Annotated in this window: 20 protein-coding genes; all 20 read right to left on the reverse strand. The window is 50.2% G+C overall.

What is annotated here, in order from left to right:
- Positions 1-58: 58 nt before the first annotated feature.
- Positions 59-850: a phosphatidate cytidylyltransferase gene (locus tag HH215_RS09260; RefSeq protein ID WP_169279639.1), complete on the reverse strand. Its 792-nt coding sequence runs from the start codon at positions 848-850 to the stop codon at positions 59-61.
- A 4-nt stretch (positions 851-854) separates the two neighbouring features.
- On the reverse strand, positions 855-1,655 hold the full coding sequence (uppS, locus tag HH215_RS09265; protein WP_169279640.1) for an undecaprenyl pyrophosphate synthase: 801 nt from the start codon (positions 1,653-1,655) through the stop codon (positions 855-857).
- Between the two features lie 91 nt (positions 1,656-1,746).
- Positions 1,747-2,301, reverse strand: coding sequence for a ribosome recycling factor (gene frr, locus HH215_RS09270; protein WP_169279641.1), 555 nt, complete (start codon positions 2,299-2,301; stop codon positions 1,747-1,749).
- Positions 2,301-3,029, reverse strand: coding sequence for a UMP kinase (gene pyrH / locus HH215_RS09275; protein ID WP_169279642.1), 729 nt, complete (start codon positions 3,027-3,029; stop codon positions 2,301-2,303). Before pyrH ends, frr begins: the two co-directional genes overlap by 1 nt.
- A 97-nt stretch (positions 3,030-3,126) precedes the next feature.
- Positions 3,127-3,777 carry a translation elongation factor Ts gene (gene tsf, locus HH215_RS09280; RefSeq protein WP_169279643.1) on the reverse strand — a complete coding sequence of 217 codons (651 nt, stop codon included), beginning with the start codon at positions 3,775-3,777 and terminating at the stop codon, positions 3,127-3,129.
- Between the two features lie 137 nt (positions 3,778-3,914).
- On the reverse strand, positions 3,915-4,613 hold the full coding sequence (gene rpsB, locus HH215_RS09285; protein ID WP_169279644.1) for a 30S ribosomal protein S2: 699 nt from the start codon (positions 4,611-4,613) through the stop codon (positions 3,915-3,917).
- 213 nt (positions 4,614-4,826) lie between these two features.
- On the reverse strand, positions 4,827-5,414 hold the full coding sequence (locus HH215_RS09290; protein ID WP_169279645.1) for an MltG/YceG/YrrL family protein: 588 nt from the start codon (positions 5,412-5,414) through the stop codon (positions 4,827-4,829).
- Positions 5,407-6,009 carry a hypothetical protein gene (locus tag HH215_RS09295; protein WP_169279646.1) on the reverse strand — a complete coding sequence of 201 codons (603 nt, stop codon included), beginning with the start codon at positions 6,007-6,009 and terminating at the stop codon, positions 5,407-5,409. The genes HH215_RS09290 and HH215_RS09295 overlap by 8 nt, the downstream gene beginning before the upstream one ends.
- Before the next feature lie 28 nt (positions 6,010-6,037).
- Positions 6,038-6,358, reverse strand: coding sequence for a hypothetical protein (locus tag HH215_RS09300; protein ID WP_169279647.1), 321 nt, complete (start codon positions 6,356-6,358; stop codon positions 6,038-6,040).
- 25 nt (positions 6,359-6,383) lie between these two features.
- Complete coding sequence (locus tag HH215_RS09305; RefSeq protein ID WP_169279648.1) at positions 6,384-7,799, reverse strand: flagellar assembly protein A; 1,416 nt, start codon at positions 7,797-7,799, stop codon at positions 6,384-6,386.
- Between the two features lie 16 nt (positions 7,800-7,815).
- Positions 7,816-8,604 carry a FliA/WhiG family RNA polymerase sigma factor gene (locus HH215_RS09310; RefSeq protein ID WP_169279649.1) on the reverse strand — a complete coding sequence of 263 codons (789 nt, stop codon included), beginning with the start codon at positions 8,602-8,604 and terminating at the stop codon, positions 7,816-7,818.
- A gap of 16 nt (positions 8,605-8,620) precedes the next feature.
- Positions 8,621-9,034 carry a hypothetical protein gene (locus HH215_RS09315; RefSeq protein ID WP_169279650.1) on the reverse strand — a complete coding sequence of 138 codons (414 nt, stop codon included), beginning with the start codon at positions 9,032-9,034 and terminating at the stop codon, positions 8,621-8,623.
- A 1-nt stretch (position 9,035) separates the two neighbouring features.
- A complete protein-coding gene (locus HH215_RS09320) occupies positions 9,036-9,530 on the reverse strand; it encodes a chemotaxis protein CheD (protein WP_169279651.1) in 495 nt (164 codons plus the stop codon).
- On the reverse strand, positions 9,531-10,148 hold the full coding sequence (locus tag HH215_RS09325; RefSeq protein WP_169279652.1) for a chemotaxis protein CheC: 618 nt from the start codon (positions 10,146-10,148) through the stop codon (positions 9,531-9,533).
- Positions 10,149-10,151: 3 nt separating this feature from the next.
- A complete protein-coding gene (locus HH215_RS09330) occupies positions 10,152-10,613 on the reverse strand; it encodes a chemotaxis protein CheW (RefSeq protein ID WP_169279653.1) in 462 nt (153 codons plus the stop codon).
- 30 nt (positions 10,614-10,643) lie between these two features.
- Positions 10,644-12,716 (reverse strand): chemotaxis protein CheA, encoded by a 2,073-nt coding sequence (locus tag HH215_RS09335; protein WP_169279654.1) that lies wholly within the window; start codon positions 12,714-12,716, stop codon positions 10,644-10,646.
- Positions 12,717-12,759: 43 nt separating this feature from the next.
- Entirely contained in the window at positions 12,760-14,226 is a 1,467-nt protein-coding gene (locus HH215_RS09340) for a protein-glutamate methylesterase/protein-glutamine glutaminase (RefSeq protein WP_169279655.1), read from the reverse strand.
- Positions 14,227-14,294: 68 nt separating this feature from the next.
- Positions 14,295-15,161: a MinD/ParA family protein gene (locus HH215_RS09345; RefSeq protein WP_169279656.1), complete on the reverse strand. Its 867-nt coding sequence runs from the start codon at positions 15,159-15,161 to the stop codon at positions 14,295-14,297.
- A complete protein-coding gene (gene flhF / locus HH215_RS09350; RefSeq protein WP_169279657.1) occupies positions 15,154-16,620 on the reverse strand; it encodes a flagellar biosynthesis GTPase FlhF in 1,467 nt (488 codons plus the stop codon). The genes HH215_RS09345 and flhF overlap by 8 nt, the downstream gene beginning before the upstream one ends.
- A complete protein-coding gene (flhA, locus tag HH215_RS09355; protein ID WP_169279658.1) occupies positions 16,617-18,650 on the reverse strand; it encodes a flagellar biosynthesis protein FlhA in 2,034 nt (677 codons plus the stop codon). Before flhA ends, flhF begins: the two co-directional genes overlap by 4 nt.
- Positions 18,651-18,795: the final 145 nt, after the last annotated feature.

Genomic DNA, 18,795 nt, shown 5'->3' on the forward strand with positions numbered 1-18,795 from the left:
ACCTCCGCTATCAACCTTACGGTTATTACTCTCGAGTTATGTATGGGGAACGAATCGATTACATCGTTAGAAGGCCAAGCATATGAACTAATGGAAATACGATCAGCCAGCTATCCGTCCGATCCAATACGCCCCCGTGACCCGGCAATAATTGTCCGGAATCCTTGACGCCGCGGAATCGTTTGTAAGCGGACTGAACGAGATCGCCCATCTGTCCGGCCACCGCCGCCGTTAATCCGATCAAAGCAGCTTGTCCGTAAGCTAGCCATTCCGGCTGGAATGCGGCGAAAATAACGCCTACCGCCACGGCCATGACTAATCCACCGAGTGCCCCTTCAATCGTTTTATTCGGACTAATCGCCGGCCAGAGCTTCGTTCTGCCGATGGCTTTACCGACAAAATAAGCCCCCGCATCCGATGCCCAAATGCAAGCGAACGTTAGGGCGGACCAGAAGATTCCATGTTCAAGCTCCCTGGTCAGCGCCATGTAGTGGAAACCCGTGCCCACATATACGGCCCCGAGGAAGAGCACGCTAACATGCTCTAGTTGTATACGGTTTTTGCTGATTACGGTTCCGCAAAGAAGGATGAACATAAGAACCCAAACGATAGTCATATCGGAAGGCAATTCCCAATCCGCCGGCAAACTTGGAATGGCGATCAGGAATACCGCCACGAATCCGATTAACACATCCGGTCGCAACCAATTTTGTCCGTTTAACCTAACGTACTCCCAATAACCGATAAGCGCCAGGAGTAGGAGCAAACCGGCGTAGAACCAGCCTCCCGCGATTAGAAGGCCGATGAACGCGGTTCCGGCAACCACGCCCGTAACAATCCGCTGACCCATGGTGTCAAAGCCCCCCGTATCGGCGCGCGCGTCTTTGATACTCGCGGACGGCGTCATATAGATGTTGTTCGCTGAATTCCGGCCAATAGACGTCGGTAAACCAAAATTCGCTGTAAGCTAACTGCCACAACATGAAATTGCTTAACCGCAGCTCTCCGCTCGTTCGGATGAGCAAATCCGGGTCCGGAAGTCCGTTCGATAAAAGGTATTTCTCGAAATCAGGTTCCTCTATCGCGTCTAGATCTATTTGACCGGCCACGGCTTGGCGCGCCAATTGCTTAGCTGCATCCAACATCTCTAGCCGGCTGCCGTAATTCAATGCAAAATTCAATATAAGTCCGGTATTGTGCTGCGTCTGTCGAACGGCTTCTTCCACTGCCGCTATCGTATGATCGGGAAGAAGATCCCGATTGCCCATCATTTTAACCTGAACGTTATTTTCCATCAGCTCGCCCAATTCCAACGACAAAAATTCCTGCGGTAATTTCATCAGGAACTCCACTTCCGCTTTAGGGCGTTTCCAATTTTCCGTCGAGAAAGCGTATAACGTTAGCACTTTAACGCCAATGCGGTCCGCTGCCTTCGTTATTCTCTTTACGGCCTTCATTCCGTTATGATGCCCGGCAATGCGGGGAAGTCCCCTCGCTTTAGCCCAGCGGCCGTTGCCATCCATAATAATAGCGATGTGCTCCGGAATATTGTCTCCAGTCGGGAATTCTTCCGTCTTCACTTGATGCTGCTGGATATCTTTTTCCGTGAAAACGCCGATGCGCAGCTTGCCAAGCCATTTGCTGAACAAACCCATGGTTCTTCCCCCTAATAGCAGGCAACACTACCCTGCTAGCTTACCAAAAGAGAATAAACCCCACCTTTCGGAGGGGCCTTGCGAGTTCGAATCAAACTTCCATGATCTCTTTCTCTTTAGCGACCAAGATTTTGTCCACTTCCGCTACGAAACGGTCCGTCATCTTCTGCACGTCATCTTGGTGTCGGCGGGATTCGTCTTCCGAAATTTCGCCTTTTTCTTTTTTCTTGATCTCGTCGTTCGCGTCGCGGCGAATGTTGCGAATCGCCACTTTAGCTTCTTCGCCGAATTTCTTCGTCGATTTGGCCAAATCCGCGCGTCTCTCTTCCGTTAGCGGCGGTATATTCAATCGGATAATCGATCCGTCATTCGCAGGCGTCAACCCAAGATCGGACTTCTGAATCGCTTTCTCGATTGCCGACAATGCCGTTTTGTCCCAAGGAGTAATAATGAGCGTACGGGAATCGGGCGTATTGATGGAGCCCATTTGATTAACGGGCGTTGGCGTACCGTAATAATCGGCTTGCACCCGGTCCAACATAGCGGCCGAAGCCCGGCCCGCTCTTAAAGTTAAGAGGTCGCGCTTCAACGCGCCCAATGCTTTCTCCATACGTTCTTCCGCGTCTTTCTTGATTCCCTGCGGCATTAGTCGATACTCCCCTTCACTATGGTACCGATTTTCTCGCCCATGACGGCACGTTTAATATTCCCTTCCTCGGTAATCGCAAATACGAGAAGCGGTATATTATTGTCCATACAAAGCGAGGAAGCGGTTGAATCCATAACGCCTAAGTTTTTGTTGAGCACATCCATATACGTCAGTTGTTCGTATTTCTCTGCCGTTGCGTCCTTGAACGGATCCGCGCTATAGACGCCGTCTACTTTGTTCTTCGCCATTAAGATCACTTCAGCTTCGATCTCGGCCGCTCTTAACGCCGCGGTCGTGTCCGTCGAGAAGAACGGATTGCCCGTTCCGGCTGCGAAAATAACGACGCGGCCTTTCTCTAAATGGCGTATCGCGCGTCGACGGATATACGGCTCCGCAATTTGTTGCATCGCGATCGATGTTTGAACCCGGGTAGGTACATCCATTTGCTCTAAAGCATCCTGCAACGCGAGCGAGTTCATTACGGTTGCCAGCATGCCCATGTAATCCGCGGTCGCGCGATCGATGCCCTTCTGGCTGCCGGCGATTCCCCGCCAGATATTGCCTCCGCCGCATACGATTGCAACCTCTACTCCAAGTGCGATAACTTCCTTGATCTGCTCCGCAATCGACAAGATGGTCGTTGCGTCGATGCCGTAACCGTTAGGACCGGATAACGACTCGCCGCTCACCTTTAATACCACACGTTTATAAACGGGACGTTCCAACGTTTTGTACCTCCAACCTGTCAGATGGTCAAGCAAAATGACTGATAGTTAAAAAAGAGGGAACACGCCGTGTTCCCGAAAGGGTGTTGCTTTTCGCTTATTGTTTAACTTGAGCCATAACTTCTTCTACGAAGTTATCCACTTTTTTCTCCAAGCCTTCGCCCAGCTCGTAACGAACGAATCTGCGGATGGAGATTTTTTCGCCGATCGCGGCGATTTTTTCGTTCAGCAACGTCGTGATCGTTTTGTCTTGATCCTTCACGAACACTTGCTCCATGAGACAGTTTTCCTCATAGTATTTGTTCATGCGGCCTTCGACCATTTTGTCGACGATTTTTTCCGGTTTGCCTTCGTTAAGCGCTTGGTTGCGGAGAATTTCTTTCTCTTTGTCAAGCTCGTCTTGGGAAACTTCTTCACGGCTCAAGAACTTAGGATTAGCTGCCGCGATTTGCATGGCGATGTCTTTAACGAATGCGCGGAACTGATCCGTTTTACCAACGAAGTCCGTTTCGCAGTTTACTTCTACGAGTACGCCGATACGTCCGCCAGCATGGATGTAGGATTCGACGATACCTTCTGTTGCAACGCGATCGCCTTTTTTAGCCGCTGCGGAAAGACCTTTTTCGCGAAGAAGCTCGGCAGCTCTTGTCAGATCTCCGTTTGCTTCATCCAATGCTTTTTTACAATCCAACATGCCTGCTCCGGTTCTTTCACGGAGAGTTTTAACGTCTGCTGCATTTACTGCCACGTGGATTCCTCCTAAGTTTAGGCCCTCGCTCGGCCGAAGCCTGAGTAAGGTGCGTTAGTTTTTTTGAAAAAAAGGGCGGTGAGAAGGTTCTCTTCTGACCACCCTTAGTTTGACGATTCGTATGAATGCAAGGGCGATTAAGCCGTTGTTTCTTCGCCTTGGCGAGCTTCTACGATCGCGTCAGCCATCTTAGCCGTCAAAAGTTTAACAGCGCGGATCGCATCATCGTTACCCGGGATCACGTAGTCGATCTCGTCCGGATCGCAGTTGGTATCTACGATACCTACGATCGGAATACCCAGTTTGCGTGCTTCCGCAACAGCGATACGCTCTTTGCGAGGATCGATGATGAACAAAGCGTCAGGCAGTTTACGCATATTTTTGATGCCGCCGAGGAACTTCTCGAGGCGCTCTTTTTCTTTGCGAAGAATGATAACTTCTTTTTTAGGCAGTACTTCGAAAGTACCGTCTTGTTCCCATTTGTCCAACAGGTGCAAACGGTCCGTACGTTTTTGGATCGTGGAGAAGTTTGTCAGCGTACCGCCCAACCAACGTTGGTTGATGTAGTATTGACCGCTGCGCTCAGCTTCTTCTTTAACGGAATCTTGAGCTTGCTTCTTCGTTCCGACGAACAGCATAGTGCCGCCGTTTTCTCCGAGTTGACGCACGAAATTGTAAGCTTCGTCAACTTTTTTAACCGTTTTCTGCAAATCGATAATGTAAATGCCGTTACGTTCAGTAAAGATGTACTTATCCATTTTCGGGTTCCAACGACGTGTTTGGTGACCGAAATGTACCCCTGCTTCAAGCAGTTGTTTCATGGAAATGACTGCCATCTTCCTGCACCTCCTAGTGGTTTTTGGTGAATCTCCGCCGCTTTTCGCTTGTTCCGCCAAAACTCTCTTGTTTTACACAAGATAAGCACCGTTGACGAAATTGAAAGGCGTGTGTTTTTTACACCGAAAAATAATATACCATATCGACAACCGTCGCGCAATGGCAGAACCGCAACTCTTTTCGTTTTTTGTGCGACGGATTACAGGGATTTTCTATTTTTTCCGCACAAGCTCGTTCATGATTTCCTTGTAGGTAGGCTTACCAATAAATTCGTTTGTACCTACCTTCATTTTTTTCGCTATCGGTTTGGCCTGAACGATAAAATCCTCCGCATTATCGATAACGCCAAGCTCCTCTAGTTCGCTCGCTACTTCCGTAAGGGACATCCCGTAACTAACGCGCAATATGACTTTCGATTCCGCCGGGTCCTGCTCATCGGGCTGCGCGGATTCCTCGGAAGGAGTGGCGGACGGCTGCTCTTTGCCCGTCTTTACCGGGGGGGTTAGCGCGGATTCCGTCCCGCTTGCCCCTGCTCCCTGATCCTCTTCCGGCACGGTCCCCTCTTGGAACGCGGTGACGGCTTCGCTCACTCGCTCGTCTAACTGTTGTTCCGTCAGAAGCAGGTATCCCGCCTTTTTGGCTTCCTCTTTCAATTGCTCCTGCGTAATCGGCTCTTGCGTAGTCGACTCCTGAGCAACCATCACGGCTTGATCTTTAGCGAACAATATTAATTGAAGCATCGTCGCCCCGATAATGATTCCGATCCCCAACCCCATAAACCAATTCCGATGTTTACGCATGTTGCTGGTCCTCCCGACGAACGAGTTGCAGAATCAATTGCACCTCGCCTTTGTTCATTCCCATTGCTTTGGCGATTTGATCTACCGATCTGCCTCTATCATGCATTTCCAGCAATTCGGGATATCTACCGCGAATGGTCGTTGACGGGGGCTCTATGCTTGTTTCTACTCCCGCTAAATCGGCTGCTTGTTCGGAAACGACTGCCGCGAAACGGGAATCCTGAATCAACGATTCTGAAGCGATAGTGGGTGCATAAATCTCGTTCGCGGGGAAAGACGAGGTAACCGTCAACGGAGGATTGGAATTCATTGTCGCCAATGCGGGGGGAGATTGCTCCGACCACTTCTTTAACTGATGCTCCATATCGACGATCCTGCGACCTAATCGATCTACGGTTTCATCCTGTTCGCGTTTGAATTTCGCCACCGCATCGACTAACTCCCGATTCTCGGTTTCTAGATCCTCCAGCAGCTGGCTATAGGCAGCTTCGCTGACGAATTCCGAATCCTTCGGTCGGTTTGTCGTTTTGGGCATCATCCATGCATACCCTGTTATCGCTACGCCTAGCAGCACAATACTTAACCAAGGACTCACCCTATTTCCCCCTTCTACGCCTTAACCATCAACCCATGAAGTCAATATGTTTTCCTTTATATGGGTGCTCCGACGCCTTGATTTCATCCGAAGTTTGCTCTTCGGACTGAGGATTGGAAGATGACGATTGCCGTTTGTTTCGGTTACGAGGCTGGCGCTCGGAAATTGTGCCGTTCGATGTCGATTCCATCTTCGTGCTTCGTTTCGCTTGCTGCTCGTTCGTTTTCATCGCCTGTTGCGCCAGCAAACTTTGCTCCGTCGCGGACCGTTGCTGCTGCTGATGTTGCAAAGATGACATCTCTAAAGTGCGAGGGAGAGAAGCTTGCAAATCGATCGATTTGTAACTCATAGCCGGTCACCTCTCGTATCATGATTTAGAAAAAGGGAACCATCACGATATCGCCTTCGGAAAAGCGGAACGAAACTCGTTGGGAGCCATCTTTAACGAACCGGGTATAACGACCGATTACGATTTTAGTTCCTCCCCACATGGTGTGCACCGCATCCACTCGCGCCGTTGTCGCGTCCTCAAGCGTCTTCTCGATTTCCAGAACCCGTTCCTTAGCGGCTTGCAGATCATCCAACGTTTGGCGTTTCGTAGTCGACAACTTGATTCGAAGAGCTAGTTTATCCGGCGAGAGATTGCCGATGGCTGCCATCTGGTCCAGCATTGTAAGTGCTTTCTCGGATTTGTCCGCGTTATCGGAAAGCTGTCTCATCGTCGCTCTCAATTCGTTCAGCTCTTGACGAAGCTCGGGACGAACGCCAACCTCGATTACGGTCGCCGTAGACATCGAATTGCCGATCATTCTCGCGGTAACGCGATCACCAGCCTGTATGGTGCCGCCGACGATTAGTCCCTTAGCTCCGACGCATCGAACGGAACGGCCCGCACGAACGTTGGAATGCATGATGCTTTGCGTGACCGTAATCTCTTCGCCGGCGATCACATTGCCTTCTTGAACGAAGGAGCATCGGATATTACGTCCCGCTTTCACATAACCTTTGTTACTTCCGATGATGCCGCCGCTGATCTCGATAGATCCTTCGGACTCCACCTCGGCTCCTTCTATCCCTCCGGTGACCCGAATATCGCCCGAAGCTTTAACCCGGAAGCCGGTCAGTATATTGCCTCTAACGACTACTGTTCCGACAAAATCGATATTCCCGATATTATAATCCACGTCCCCGTTGACTTCGAATACGGGGAACACGTTAATTTTATCTCGGTCGGTTTTCGTAACAAGGCCGTCAATCGCCGCGTACATTCCGACTTTCTCGGGATTCACGACAACGTTTTTGCCGATTTTGAAATGAGCGTCTTTGCCTTCCTTGGGAAGAACTTCATCGCCGGTCACGGACTTGCCCGGCACGCCTGGCTGGGCCGGTACCCTCTCGGCGATGAGCTGTCCCGTCTTTACGTTGGCTAGCTGCGTAACCTGCTTATAGTCTACGCTGCCATCCTCTCTCTCCGTCGGACGGCGCTCTTCGTCATCCGTTTCTCCGTAGAGAACTTTCACAAAACCGTCCACGCCCGGTTTAGGAGGCGTTCCTACGGCGACAATATTTTGCGTAAAGTAAAAGTCCTGCGGCCTTTGCGCGATTAAGAAGAGAGTATCGGATTGGAAACCATACTTAATTCCTTGGGACATCAAAAATTGCTCTAATTCACGAGAAGTAAACTTAAGATCGCCTTCAACACGTTTGAAAACCAAGTACGCTTGCATTTTATCTTCAGAAATCGTGACCTGCAGACATTCCGCCAATGGCGCAATTCCATTGTCAGACATTATTAGCGCCTCCTTTTTACCCGTTTTGAAGCAATTGTTCCTTTTGTTTAGCTAACGCTCCTCGAAGCCTTAGAATCGCCTTGGAATGCAGTTGCGATATCCTCGATGGCGACAGGCACATCACTTCCGCGATCTCGCTTAAAGAAAGATCCTCGTAATAGAATAACGAAACTACCGTTCGTTCTTTTTCCGTTAATTTCTCGATCCCGTATTTCAAGGAGTCTTTAAGATAGGTTTCATGAACCATCGATTCCGGACTAACGGCTTTATCGTCTACCAATAGGGAAAGCCTTGTTTCGGATTCTTCCTCCCGAATCGGATCCTCAAGGGAAAAAACCGCCGCAACCGCGACTTCTTGAAGCATTTGTTGAAATTCCTTATCGCTAATATTCAAATAGGCGCAAATTTCGTCATCTGAAGCAGAACGCAAATTTCTCTGTTCCAGCACCGCATAAGCGTCCTCCATTTTTTTCGCTTTGTCACGAACCGAACGAGGAACCCAATCGCCTTGCCTAAGCCCGTCGATGATTGCCCCGCGAATTCTCCAAGATGCATAAGTTTCGAACTGCAGTCCCCGTTGATAATCGAACTTTTCGATCGCGTCAATTAAGCCCATGGCCCCATTGCTTGCCAAGTCGTCTTTCGTTACGTTTTTGGGTAAGCCAACCGCCATTCGACTGGATACGTAATCCACGAGCGGCAAATATTGCTCGATCAGAAATTTTCTCGCATCCGGGTCCTCGTCTTCTTTCCATCGCTGCCACAAATCCTGATGGGATAACCGGGAACGTGTTTGATCGACCATTGTAGCCTCACCGTCCTTATTCGTCCGTCAGACGACGAATCGCCTGAACAACTTCCTCCGGATTAGGTTTGTCGAGAGACACCAGCCTGGTGGGCTGCAACGGTTGGAAGCCTTTGATCGGCTCCCCCTTGCCGTCCGCCCACTGCTCCTTCATCATCTCCGACAAAGAATCGCCTTCATCCGGAGTCACGATATCAAGTACCGCGCCTCGATCCGACTCCGTAGCATTCATACTCTCTATCTTCTTACCCGGATTCAACAACTGTCTAAGTACGAAACCTACCGCAAACGCTAGAGCAGTAAATACTAGAAAAGCGTATAGACTTCGTAGGAACGTCGTACCTAGAGGGTTATTAGACAGGGAAAACAAGATTGTCAACACTGCGCCGAATGCGCCGAATCCGACATAATAGCGCCATGAACCAGTCATCTTAGATCTCCTTTACTCCGAACTGCACGCTTCGAATGCTGAATACTCCGGAGTGGCTGTCGAGCTCCACCGTTCGACCGTAATTGCCTCCGGTATCCTCTGAGACGAGCGGGATCGAGAACAGCTCTAACGCTTGCTTCGTCGCTTCCACGTTTCTTGGGCCGATTCGCATCGTATCCGTACCTCCCATGAAAGCGAACATTTGCGCTCCGCCCGCCATCTTGGCGATTAATCTCGCCGTGACGGCCCCTTTGCTCTTCATTCGAGTCAGCAACTCCGGCACGGCTGTATCCGCATATTTAGCGATATTCAATTGACCCTCGCGGGCGATCTCCGAAGAAGGGAGCATAATATGCGCCATCCCGCCAAGCCTCAAATGAGGGTCGTACAAGGTAAGGCCCACGCATGAACCTAAGCCTGTCGTTTTGAGCACCGCTCCGCCTTCCGCGATATTCAAATCCGCCATCCCGACTTTGATAAGGGTGCCTTCCGTCATTTAGAATGGCACTCCTAACGCACGAAAGAGTTTCTCGAACGATTCCGGGTCGGGAATAAGGAAGAAATGACCTTCCGCTTCTTGGTGACCTTCGAGAAATGTCGTATCGATAAGCAAAGCATCGTCGCCCATCGTGCCGAATTGAAGCAAACCGTAGCTTAAGATCGCCCCCGCCATGTCGACTGCCAGCGAAGGAACCGTAGGGGACATCCGCAGTCCGGTGAAATCGGCCAACGAGGACAGATAGGAGCCGGCTAGAATGTTGCCGATTTCATTTAGAGCCGATAACTCCAATTCGCTATAATCATCGTTCTCGGCGGCATTAAACCCTAACAACCCTTGAAGAATTCGACGGGCAGGCTCTCGGTTGATGATAAAAAACATATTTCCCGGCGCATCGCCTTCCACTCGCAGGAAGATGGCAACAACGACGGCTTCGGATCCGCCGACGCGCTCCGCAATCGCTTCGAATGGCAGTAAATTAACCGTTGGCACCGCCATATCCACGGGCTTGTTCAACAAAGTCGACAAAGCGGTTGCCGCGTTGCCAGCACCGATGTTGCCAACTTCCCTGAGTACGTCCAACTTGAAATCAGCGTTATTCCTAAACAAGTTCACAGCCTACTCTCCGAACTGTTCTAATTGGATGATTTCGTTACGGCTAAGCACCTCTGTCAAGTTAAGCAATATCAATAGCCGGCTTTCGCCGATCTTAGCAACGCCGCTAATGTATTTCGCTTTAATTCCGCCTACGACTTCCGGTGGATTCTCGATCTTGTCGCTCATCACGTCCATGACGTCGTTAGCGGAATCAACGATAAAGCCGACTTCAAGGTCGTTCGCGGAAACGATAATAATCCGGGAATTTTCCGTATATTCCGTCTCGGCAAGCCCGAACCGGCCGCGCAGGTCGATTATCGGGATCACGATCCCTCTCAAGTTGATGACGCCTTTGACGAAGGTCGGAGTTTTAGGAACGCGAGTAATCGGAACCATACGCTCGATCGTTCTTACTTTGTCTACTTCGATTCCGTACTCTTCATGCGCGAGCGTAAAAACAATGACTTTTAATTCCTCTGCCATGGATGAAATCCTCCCTTAGAGTCCGGTATTTTACTTAATCAGTGCGTTTGGATCTACGATTAATGCCACGTGCCCGTCTCCGAGAATGGTTGCTCCGGAAACGACTCCAAGATTGCCTGCCAAATATTTGCCGAGAGGTTTAAGTACGATTTCGCTTTGTCCGATAAACTCGTCTACGAGAATCGCGGCCTGCTTGTCCCCTTTGCGTACGATAAGCATTTCCGTTTCCGCTTCCTCTTCATCGCGATAATCCGGTGAATCCACCAAGGCAGCCAATGAAATGACCGGGATGATCGACTGACGATAGTCGATGATGCGGTTTCCGTGTAAGGTCCGAATCGCGGATCGTTTAACGGACCCGGTTTCCACGATTGAAGATAACGGGAAGGCGTATTTCTCGGAACCGAGCTTGATCAACATGGCCGCGATGATCGACAGCGTAAGCGGTAATTGGATAGAAAACTTGGTTCCGGCTCCTAATGTCGATGTTACGGTAACATGACCGCCGAGCGCGGTAATTTTGGATTTCACGACATCCAGTCCGACGCCTCGGCCGGAAATGTCCGATACTTTGTCGGCTGTGCTGAATCCCGCTGCGAATATCAACATATTAACTTCGTCGTCGCTAAGTTTTTTCGCTTCATCCGGACTAACGACACCGCGTTTAATCGCCGTCTCCAACACTTTCGGACGGTTAATTCCTTTACCGTCCTCCTCGATCTCGATGAAGACATGATTTCCGCTGTGGAATGCCCGCAGATGTACCGTTCCGACTTCCGGTTTGCCCAGCTTCACGCGTTCCGTAATAGGCTCTACTCCATGATCGACGGCATTTCGGATGAGATGGACGAGAGGATCGCCGATTTCATCGATAACCGTGCGATCTAGTTCCGTTTCCGCTCCGACGATAACAAGATCGACTTTCTTATCCAGGGATTTGGCCAAGTCGCGAACCATCCGCGGAAACCGATTAAAGACGCTTTCTACCGGTACCATCCGCAACTTCAGTACGATGTTTTGCAAATCCGCGCTAACTCTGGCCATATGCTCGACCGTTTCGGTAAGATCGTTACGCTTAACCTCCGAGGCAAGCTGCTCCAATCGAACGCGATCGATCAATAGCTCGCTGAACAGATTCATAAGCGAATCGAGTCTCTCGATGTCAACGCGAATCGTTCTAGGTGCCGTTCCTCCGGTCGAAGGCGCCGCAGGCGCAGATCGAGCAGCGGGACTCTCCGCGGCCGGTGTCGCGACAGAACTTGCGGGAGCTAGCGTAGCCGCTACTTCCTGAACCGTTTCCGTTACTTTCTCGGATGAGCCTTTAGAACCTTCCAACATGTCGAGCGACTCTTTATCGACAACGTTAAGGTTAACGGATTCGATCTCCGACACTCGCGAAATTTGATCGCGAAGCGAAGCTTCATCGACTTGCGAGATATAGTAGACCGAGAAACTGCGATCGAATTGTTCCTGCTCGATTTCTTGAACGGACGGATGAGCCTTGACGACTTCCCCGTTTCTTTCCAGAACGTCGAACACCATATAAGCACGCGCTGCCTTAAGCAAGCAATCGTCTCGAACTTTCACTTCTATGAAATAAGCCTTATGTCCGCTTTCCATCGATTGACTAAGCACGGAAAGTTGAAATTGATCCAACACGAGAGATGCGGATACAGCTTCCGTAGGCGCCGAAGTTGCCGCTTTAGCGGCCCCGCCTGCGAAGTCGCCTTTTACGATCGCCTTCAAGCGCTGTACGAGCTCACCTACGTCGCTTTTTCCCGTTCCGCCGTTAATGATATCCTGGACCATGCTTTCAAGAGCATCCAAACACTTAAACAACGTATCGAAAATATGGCCGTTCATGCGAAGCTTGTCATTCCGAACGAGATCCAGCACGTTTTCCATTTCGTGCGTCAAGGACGCAAGGTCCTCGAAGCCCATCGTCGCGGACATTCCCTTTAACGTGTGCGCGGAACGGAAAATAATTTGTACGATGCCGATATCCTCCGGTTGTTGCTCCAGCCGAAGCATATTTTCGTTCAGCGATTGCAGGTGGTCGTTAGACTCGTCGATAAACATGGACATGTATTGATTCATTTCCACTGGCCGGACACCTCCTAGTTGGCTGAACTTTCAGCTAATCATATTATGGTTTTCGAGACTTCACTTCCTGAACGAGAACCGGTGCTATTCCTTGCAGAGGCAATATTTGAGAAACGGCGCCGAGCTCTACCGCCGAACGAGGCATTCCGTATACGACGCAAGTTTGTTCCGCTTCGGCTATCGTCGTTTGGGCACCGTCCGTTTGCAACGCCTTCATCCCTTTCGCTCCGTCGCTTCCCATTCCGGTCATCAACACGATATGCCGTTTCAATTGGGGATGCCCGACCAAGGATTCGAACATCACGTCAACCGACGGCTTATGCCCGCCTTTCGGGACTTCATCGGACAGCTTGATCCGGTAGGTTCCCGTCACCTCTTTCCGAAGCGTCATATGTCTTCCGCCCGGAGCTATGTAAGCGGTCGCGGTCTCGATAAGTTCGCCGTCCACGGCTTCCCTGACGTTAATACTGCAGAAATTGTCCAAGCGCTGCGCCAACGAGTGGGTAAACTTGGGAGGCATATGTTGGACAACCAATATAGGTGCAGGGAAATCAGCCGGAATACCGGTTAGCACTTCGTGCAAAGCTCTAGGTCCTCCCGTTGAAGTGCCGATAGCGACCAAGTGCGTAAACGAAGAAGTGGGCTTGGGATTCGTTGTTGGCGGAATCGCCTGCGATTGATCCCGGTTGGCCTGCGCTTCGGTTACAGTCGTTCGAACGCTCTTCTTAGGCATAGCCGTTTTAAGTTCGAGCGATGCGGCTTTCTTAACGGTTTGACTGGCAAGGTCTTTAACAAGAGGTCTCTCCGGCAATCTGGAAGTTGATATTCCCGGGCTTGCGTGATTCGGCTTTAGTCTACTTGAATCCGGTTTATCCGGAATTCTGTCGAGTTTTCTCGGAAGCTCCGCGTTTCTCGTCTTTACCGGCTGATCCGGCGGCTTGAAGCTCTCTACGATCCTCGTTTTGTTGAGCAAAGGTTCTGCCGGCACATCCGGTTTTTTGGTCTTCTCCACGGGCGGTTTAGGAGAGTCAACCACAACGGGGATGATTTCGGCCGCCGCTTCCCCTTGTTCCTCAACTGCGGGCAACATTCTTAATGCACCGCTGCTTACCGTTTCTAATGCGATATGTAATTTCTCAAGCAGTTGCTCTCCAACCTGGCGAATATCCAGCTTAACGGCACCATCCGGCTTGCGGATGAAATCGATCGCTCCGTATTGAAGCGCTCTAATCGTATCCCTCGTCCCGTTATCCGTCACAGCGGAGAGCATGATCACCGGTGTCGGTTGAAGCGCCATAATACGTTTCAATGCTTCGATTCCATTCCAAAGCGGCATTTCCAAATCCATCGTTATGATATCGGGCTTAAGCTTCAACGTTAAATCAACGGCTTCTTTACCGTTCGAGGCCGTCGCCAATACTTCGAAGGCAGCGTCAGCATCGATGACGTCACTGAACACCTTGCGCATAAATGGGGAATCATCTACGATCAACACCTTAAATTCCGGCATTAGGCGAGCCTCCTTCGTTAATCTAGATGTGTTTGCGACGGAACTTCAAATCATTGCCAAACCTTAATTTAACTCCATAGTCTTTTCATTCTTTGCAAGAAGCCCGGTAGGCCGCGCGCAGAAGACGACTTCGGCTCTTCCATCAAGAAACGAGCGGTAATGCTGTCGATTCCTTTCGTCGCTTGGCTATCCGGGAACGCTATAGATAAAGGGGTCTGGCGCTTGACCGCCTTGGAGACGTTTGCGTCATCCGGAATGAAGCCAAGCACCGGTATTTCCAACCCCAAGTATTTGCTTGCCACTTGGCGGATGTTGTCCGCCGTTTGAACGCCTTCCCTGTCGTCCGTTACTCGGTTAACGACCAATCGGAAAGAAATATCGTGCCCCATCGTTTTCAACATCTTAATCAAGGCATATGCATCCGTGATAGAAGTCGGCTCGGGAGTCGTTACGACGATCGTCTCTTCCGCGGCCGTAATGAATCTTACCGTCTCCTTCGACAATCCGGCTCCCGTATCGAACAAAATAAAATCCACATGTCCGTGCAGTTTGCCGATTTGTTCCGAAAAGTACTCTAGCTCTTGGTCGCTTAACCGTACCAAATCTTGAAAGCCGGAGCCGCCTGCAATAAACTGCAGCCCGCTCGGTCCAATCTGGATAATTTCCCAGATCGTTTTCTCGCCTTTAAGCAAGTGAATCAAATTGTATTTGGCGGGAGTCCCCAGCAATACGTCAATATTGGCAAAGCTTATATCTGCATCGAAGACGAGTACGCTATATCCTCTATTTTGCAGTGCCATTGCGAAATTAAGGCTGAAATTAGATTTTCCTACCCCGCCCTTCCCGCTTGTCACGGTAATGACCCGAGTCGTTCTTGCCGTGCTCAGATCTTTCGAATGAACCAAGTGCCGAAGCGCCTGCGCTTGATCAATCATCTGCCGGCCCTCCCAATATACGGCTTACCAGATCCTCCGGAACGAAAGGTTGAATATCGTCGGGAACGGCTTGGCCGCAAGTGAGATAGGATATTCGGAAGTCGAACTCTTTCACTAGGTTGATAACGGCTCCGAAGGAGTCCGTCTCGTCGAATTTCGTCAGTAGAAGTTGATTGACTCCGTATTTGACGAATTGGGAAGCTACGGCTTTCATATCCGCGTATTTATGCGTCATGCTCAGAACAAGTATCGTCTCCGTTTGTTCGCCGGGCGCAAGCAAGCTGTTCACCTCGGAAACGAATAACTCGTTCCGATAGTTGCGTCCTGCCGTATCCATGAACAACAGATCGTGATCGCTCATTTTTTTGTACGCGCGGGTTAATTCGCTTGGCGAGAATACGACTTCCAGCGGGATATTCAAAATATCCGCATAGGTTCGTAATTGATCAACGGCAGCGATCCGGTATGTATCGGCAGTAATAAATCCTACGCTTCTTCGATAATTAAAGGATTGTTCGGCAGCAAGTTTGGCGATTGTCGTCGTTTTCCCTACTCCGGTCGGCCCAACGAAATGAACGATTCGGGTTGTTTCTTCGATTCCGGTCCCTTTCGCGTTGACCAGCCAGGATAGAAGTACGTTACGAGCCGCTTCATATGAAGCTTCAAGACCCTCATCGCCGATTTCGCTCAGTCGATGGGTAATCGCCTCCGCGAACTGCTCGACGTAAACCGGCTCGACCCCTTGCTCTGCCAATCTTTTGCTCCATCTCATAACGGATTCCGGCATGCTTCGGTAGGTTTGCTGTTTCGCCATCTTCGTCATCAATTCTTTCATGGAACGCAATTCCATGAGCAAAGCCGATGTTTCTTCAATCGTATCTTTGTTTTCTCGCGGCTCTAACGTTTGAACCGCGATTGCAGACGGAGCAAACGGCTTGTCCGTCCTTTGGGATTCCGTATGGACATCCGGCAAAGGCGATTCCGATCTGATCCCCGGCAACGGACTGACTCGCTCTTGGGTTGATTTCGCCAGCTCCAAACTCGCGAGGAAAGCATTCGATTTCGCCGCATCCGATAAACCGGAATCCGTGTGGATGTCGGAATGGGATGGCGATGGCGTAATCGGCTTCCTACCGCTATCCGCGAAAGGAGGCTGAGAATAGCGTTCTCTTACCGCATTGGAAGGCAATAGCGGCGAAGGCGCAACCGGTTCCTCGATCGGAGGAGCAAAAGTTTTTCTCTCCGGAGCCCTTGCAGGCATTGGAGATCGAGCGGGCGGCTTCTTGGCGGCTTCGTCAACCGCCGCTATCACTTCCATACGTTTCTTGCGGAACATGCCAAGAAATCCGCCGACGCGGATTTCTTTCGTATTTAGAATGACGGCATCGGATCCAAGCTCGCTGCGTATCATTTGCACGGCTTCGGGCACATCATCGACAATATATCTTTTTACCTTCATGCACTCACCACCCCAACGCTCTGCACTTCAATGCTTGGCTCCAACTCACTGTAGGAAATAACCGGAATATCTTGTAAGCTGCGTTCGAGCAACTGGCGTAAATACATGCGAATCGTCGGAGATGTTAGAATGATCGGCTGTTGCCCCGATTGCACCAATCGATTGACTTGTTCCGTCAAACGTTGGTAGATCGCTTGAGAAGAAGCGGGATCCATTGCCAAGTAACTGCCTTGATCGGATTGTTGGACCGCATCCGCGATCTTCTTCTCCACTGCCGGACTCACGGTAATGACCTTAAGAGGCTCGGATGCCGTAGCGTATTGCTGCGTAATTTGCCTCGACAAGCTTTGACGAACGTATTCGGTCAATACTTCGGGATCTTTCGTAAACTTGCCGTAATCCGCCAATGTTTCGAAAATCGTGACCAAGTCCCGGATCGAAATCTTCTCTTTAAGCAGCTTGGACAACACTTTTTGTACATCGCCGACGCTCAGTATCGAAGGAATCAGCTCGTCGACAAGGGCAGGATACGTTTCCTTGACGCTTTCGACCAACGCTTTCGTTTCTTGTCGGCCGATCAGTTCATGCGCGTACTTCTTAATCACTTCCGTGAGATGGGTCGCGACGACCGATGGAGGATCGACGACGGTATAACCGGCCATCTCGGCACGCTCTTTGGTAGCTTCATCGATCCATAATGCAGGTAAACCGAATGCGGGTTCCTGGGTCTCGATTCCCGTGACGGAATCGTCGTCGAACCCCGGACTCATGGCTAAGTAGTGATGAATCAATAATTCGCCACGAGCGACCGTATTTCCTTTCATTTTTATGACATATTCGTTCGGTTTTAGTTGAATATTGTCGCGAATTCGGATAACGGGGACGATTAATCCCATTTCAAGCGCGCATTGCCGTCGAATCATGATAATTCTGTCGAGTAAATCTCCGCCTTGTTGGGTATCCGCGAGCGGAATGAGTCCGTACCCGAACTCGAATTCGATCGGATCAACTTGAAGCAAGCTGATGACGCTTTCCGGGCTTCGAACTTCCTCGATTTGTTTTTCTTCGACGAGCAACTCTTCTTCTTGCTGTTTCCGATTCAGGTTTTTTTGCAATCTATAGCCGGCGATAGCCAAAATCGCTGCATAAGGCATCGTGCTAAGAAGAGGAATCGGCGTCGCCAATCCAAGCAGCGCAACCGTACCCGCAACGATGTACAACAATTTAGGATAACGAAGCAGTTGCTTGCTTAAATCATCTGCCATATTTCCTTCGGAAGCTGCCCTCGTGACGATGATACCCGCCGCAGTACTGATGAGAAGAGCCGGAATTTGGCTGACGAGACCGTCACCGATCGATAGAATGGCATACGTTTCGAGCGATGTCATGACATCCATTCCGTGGATGGCCATTCCGATAACAAATCCGGCGATCAAGTTTATTAGAACGATAATAATGGAAGCAATGGCATCCCCTTTGACGAATTTACTCGCTCCGTCCATCGCCCCATAAAAATCCGCTTCTTTTTCGATCTTTTCGCGGCGTTCTCTCGCTTGTTGCTCGTTAATCAATCCGGCATTCAAATCGGCGTCGATACTCATTTGTTTACCGGGCATTGCGTCGAGCGTAAACCGGGCACCAACCTCCGCGACACGCTCGGAACCTTTCGTGATAACGATAAACTGCACGACGACGAGGATGAGGAAGACGACGAAGCCGACCGCCATTTCACCGCCGGCAACGAACCGTCCGAACGTCTCTACGACGTGACCGGCATCGGCCTCGGACAAAATGAGCCTAGTCGTGGATATGTTGAGGGCCAATCGAAAGATCGTTGTGATCAACAACAAAGTCGGAAAAATCGAAAAGTGCAACGCATCTCGAGTGTTCATAGCGATAAGCAAAATCATAATGGCTATGGAAATATTGATAATGAGCAAAACATCCAAAAGCCCTTTGGGAATTGGAACGACCATCATCAGGACAATGCCGATGACGCCTATGAGTATGCTTAAGTCCCGGATTTTCATGACGCGTCCCTCCCGTTCGCATGTTTAATTCTTGTACGTGTTGCTGCATGCTGCGAATCCGGAAAAGAGGTCATCACTACGCCGCTGGTTAAAATCGAGGTTGCCATTGATGAGATGTTTGCGGATGCAACTCGATTTTAAAGGC

The organism is Cohnella herbarum (assembly GCF_012849095.1).
Classification (GTDB): domain Bacteria; phylum Bacillota; class Bacilli; order Paenibacillales; family Paenibacillaceae; genus Cohnella; species Cohnella herbarum.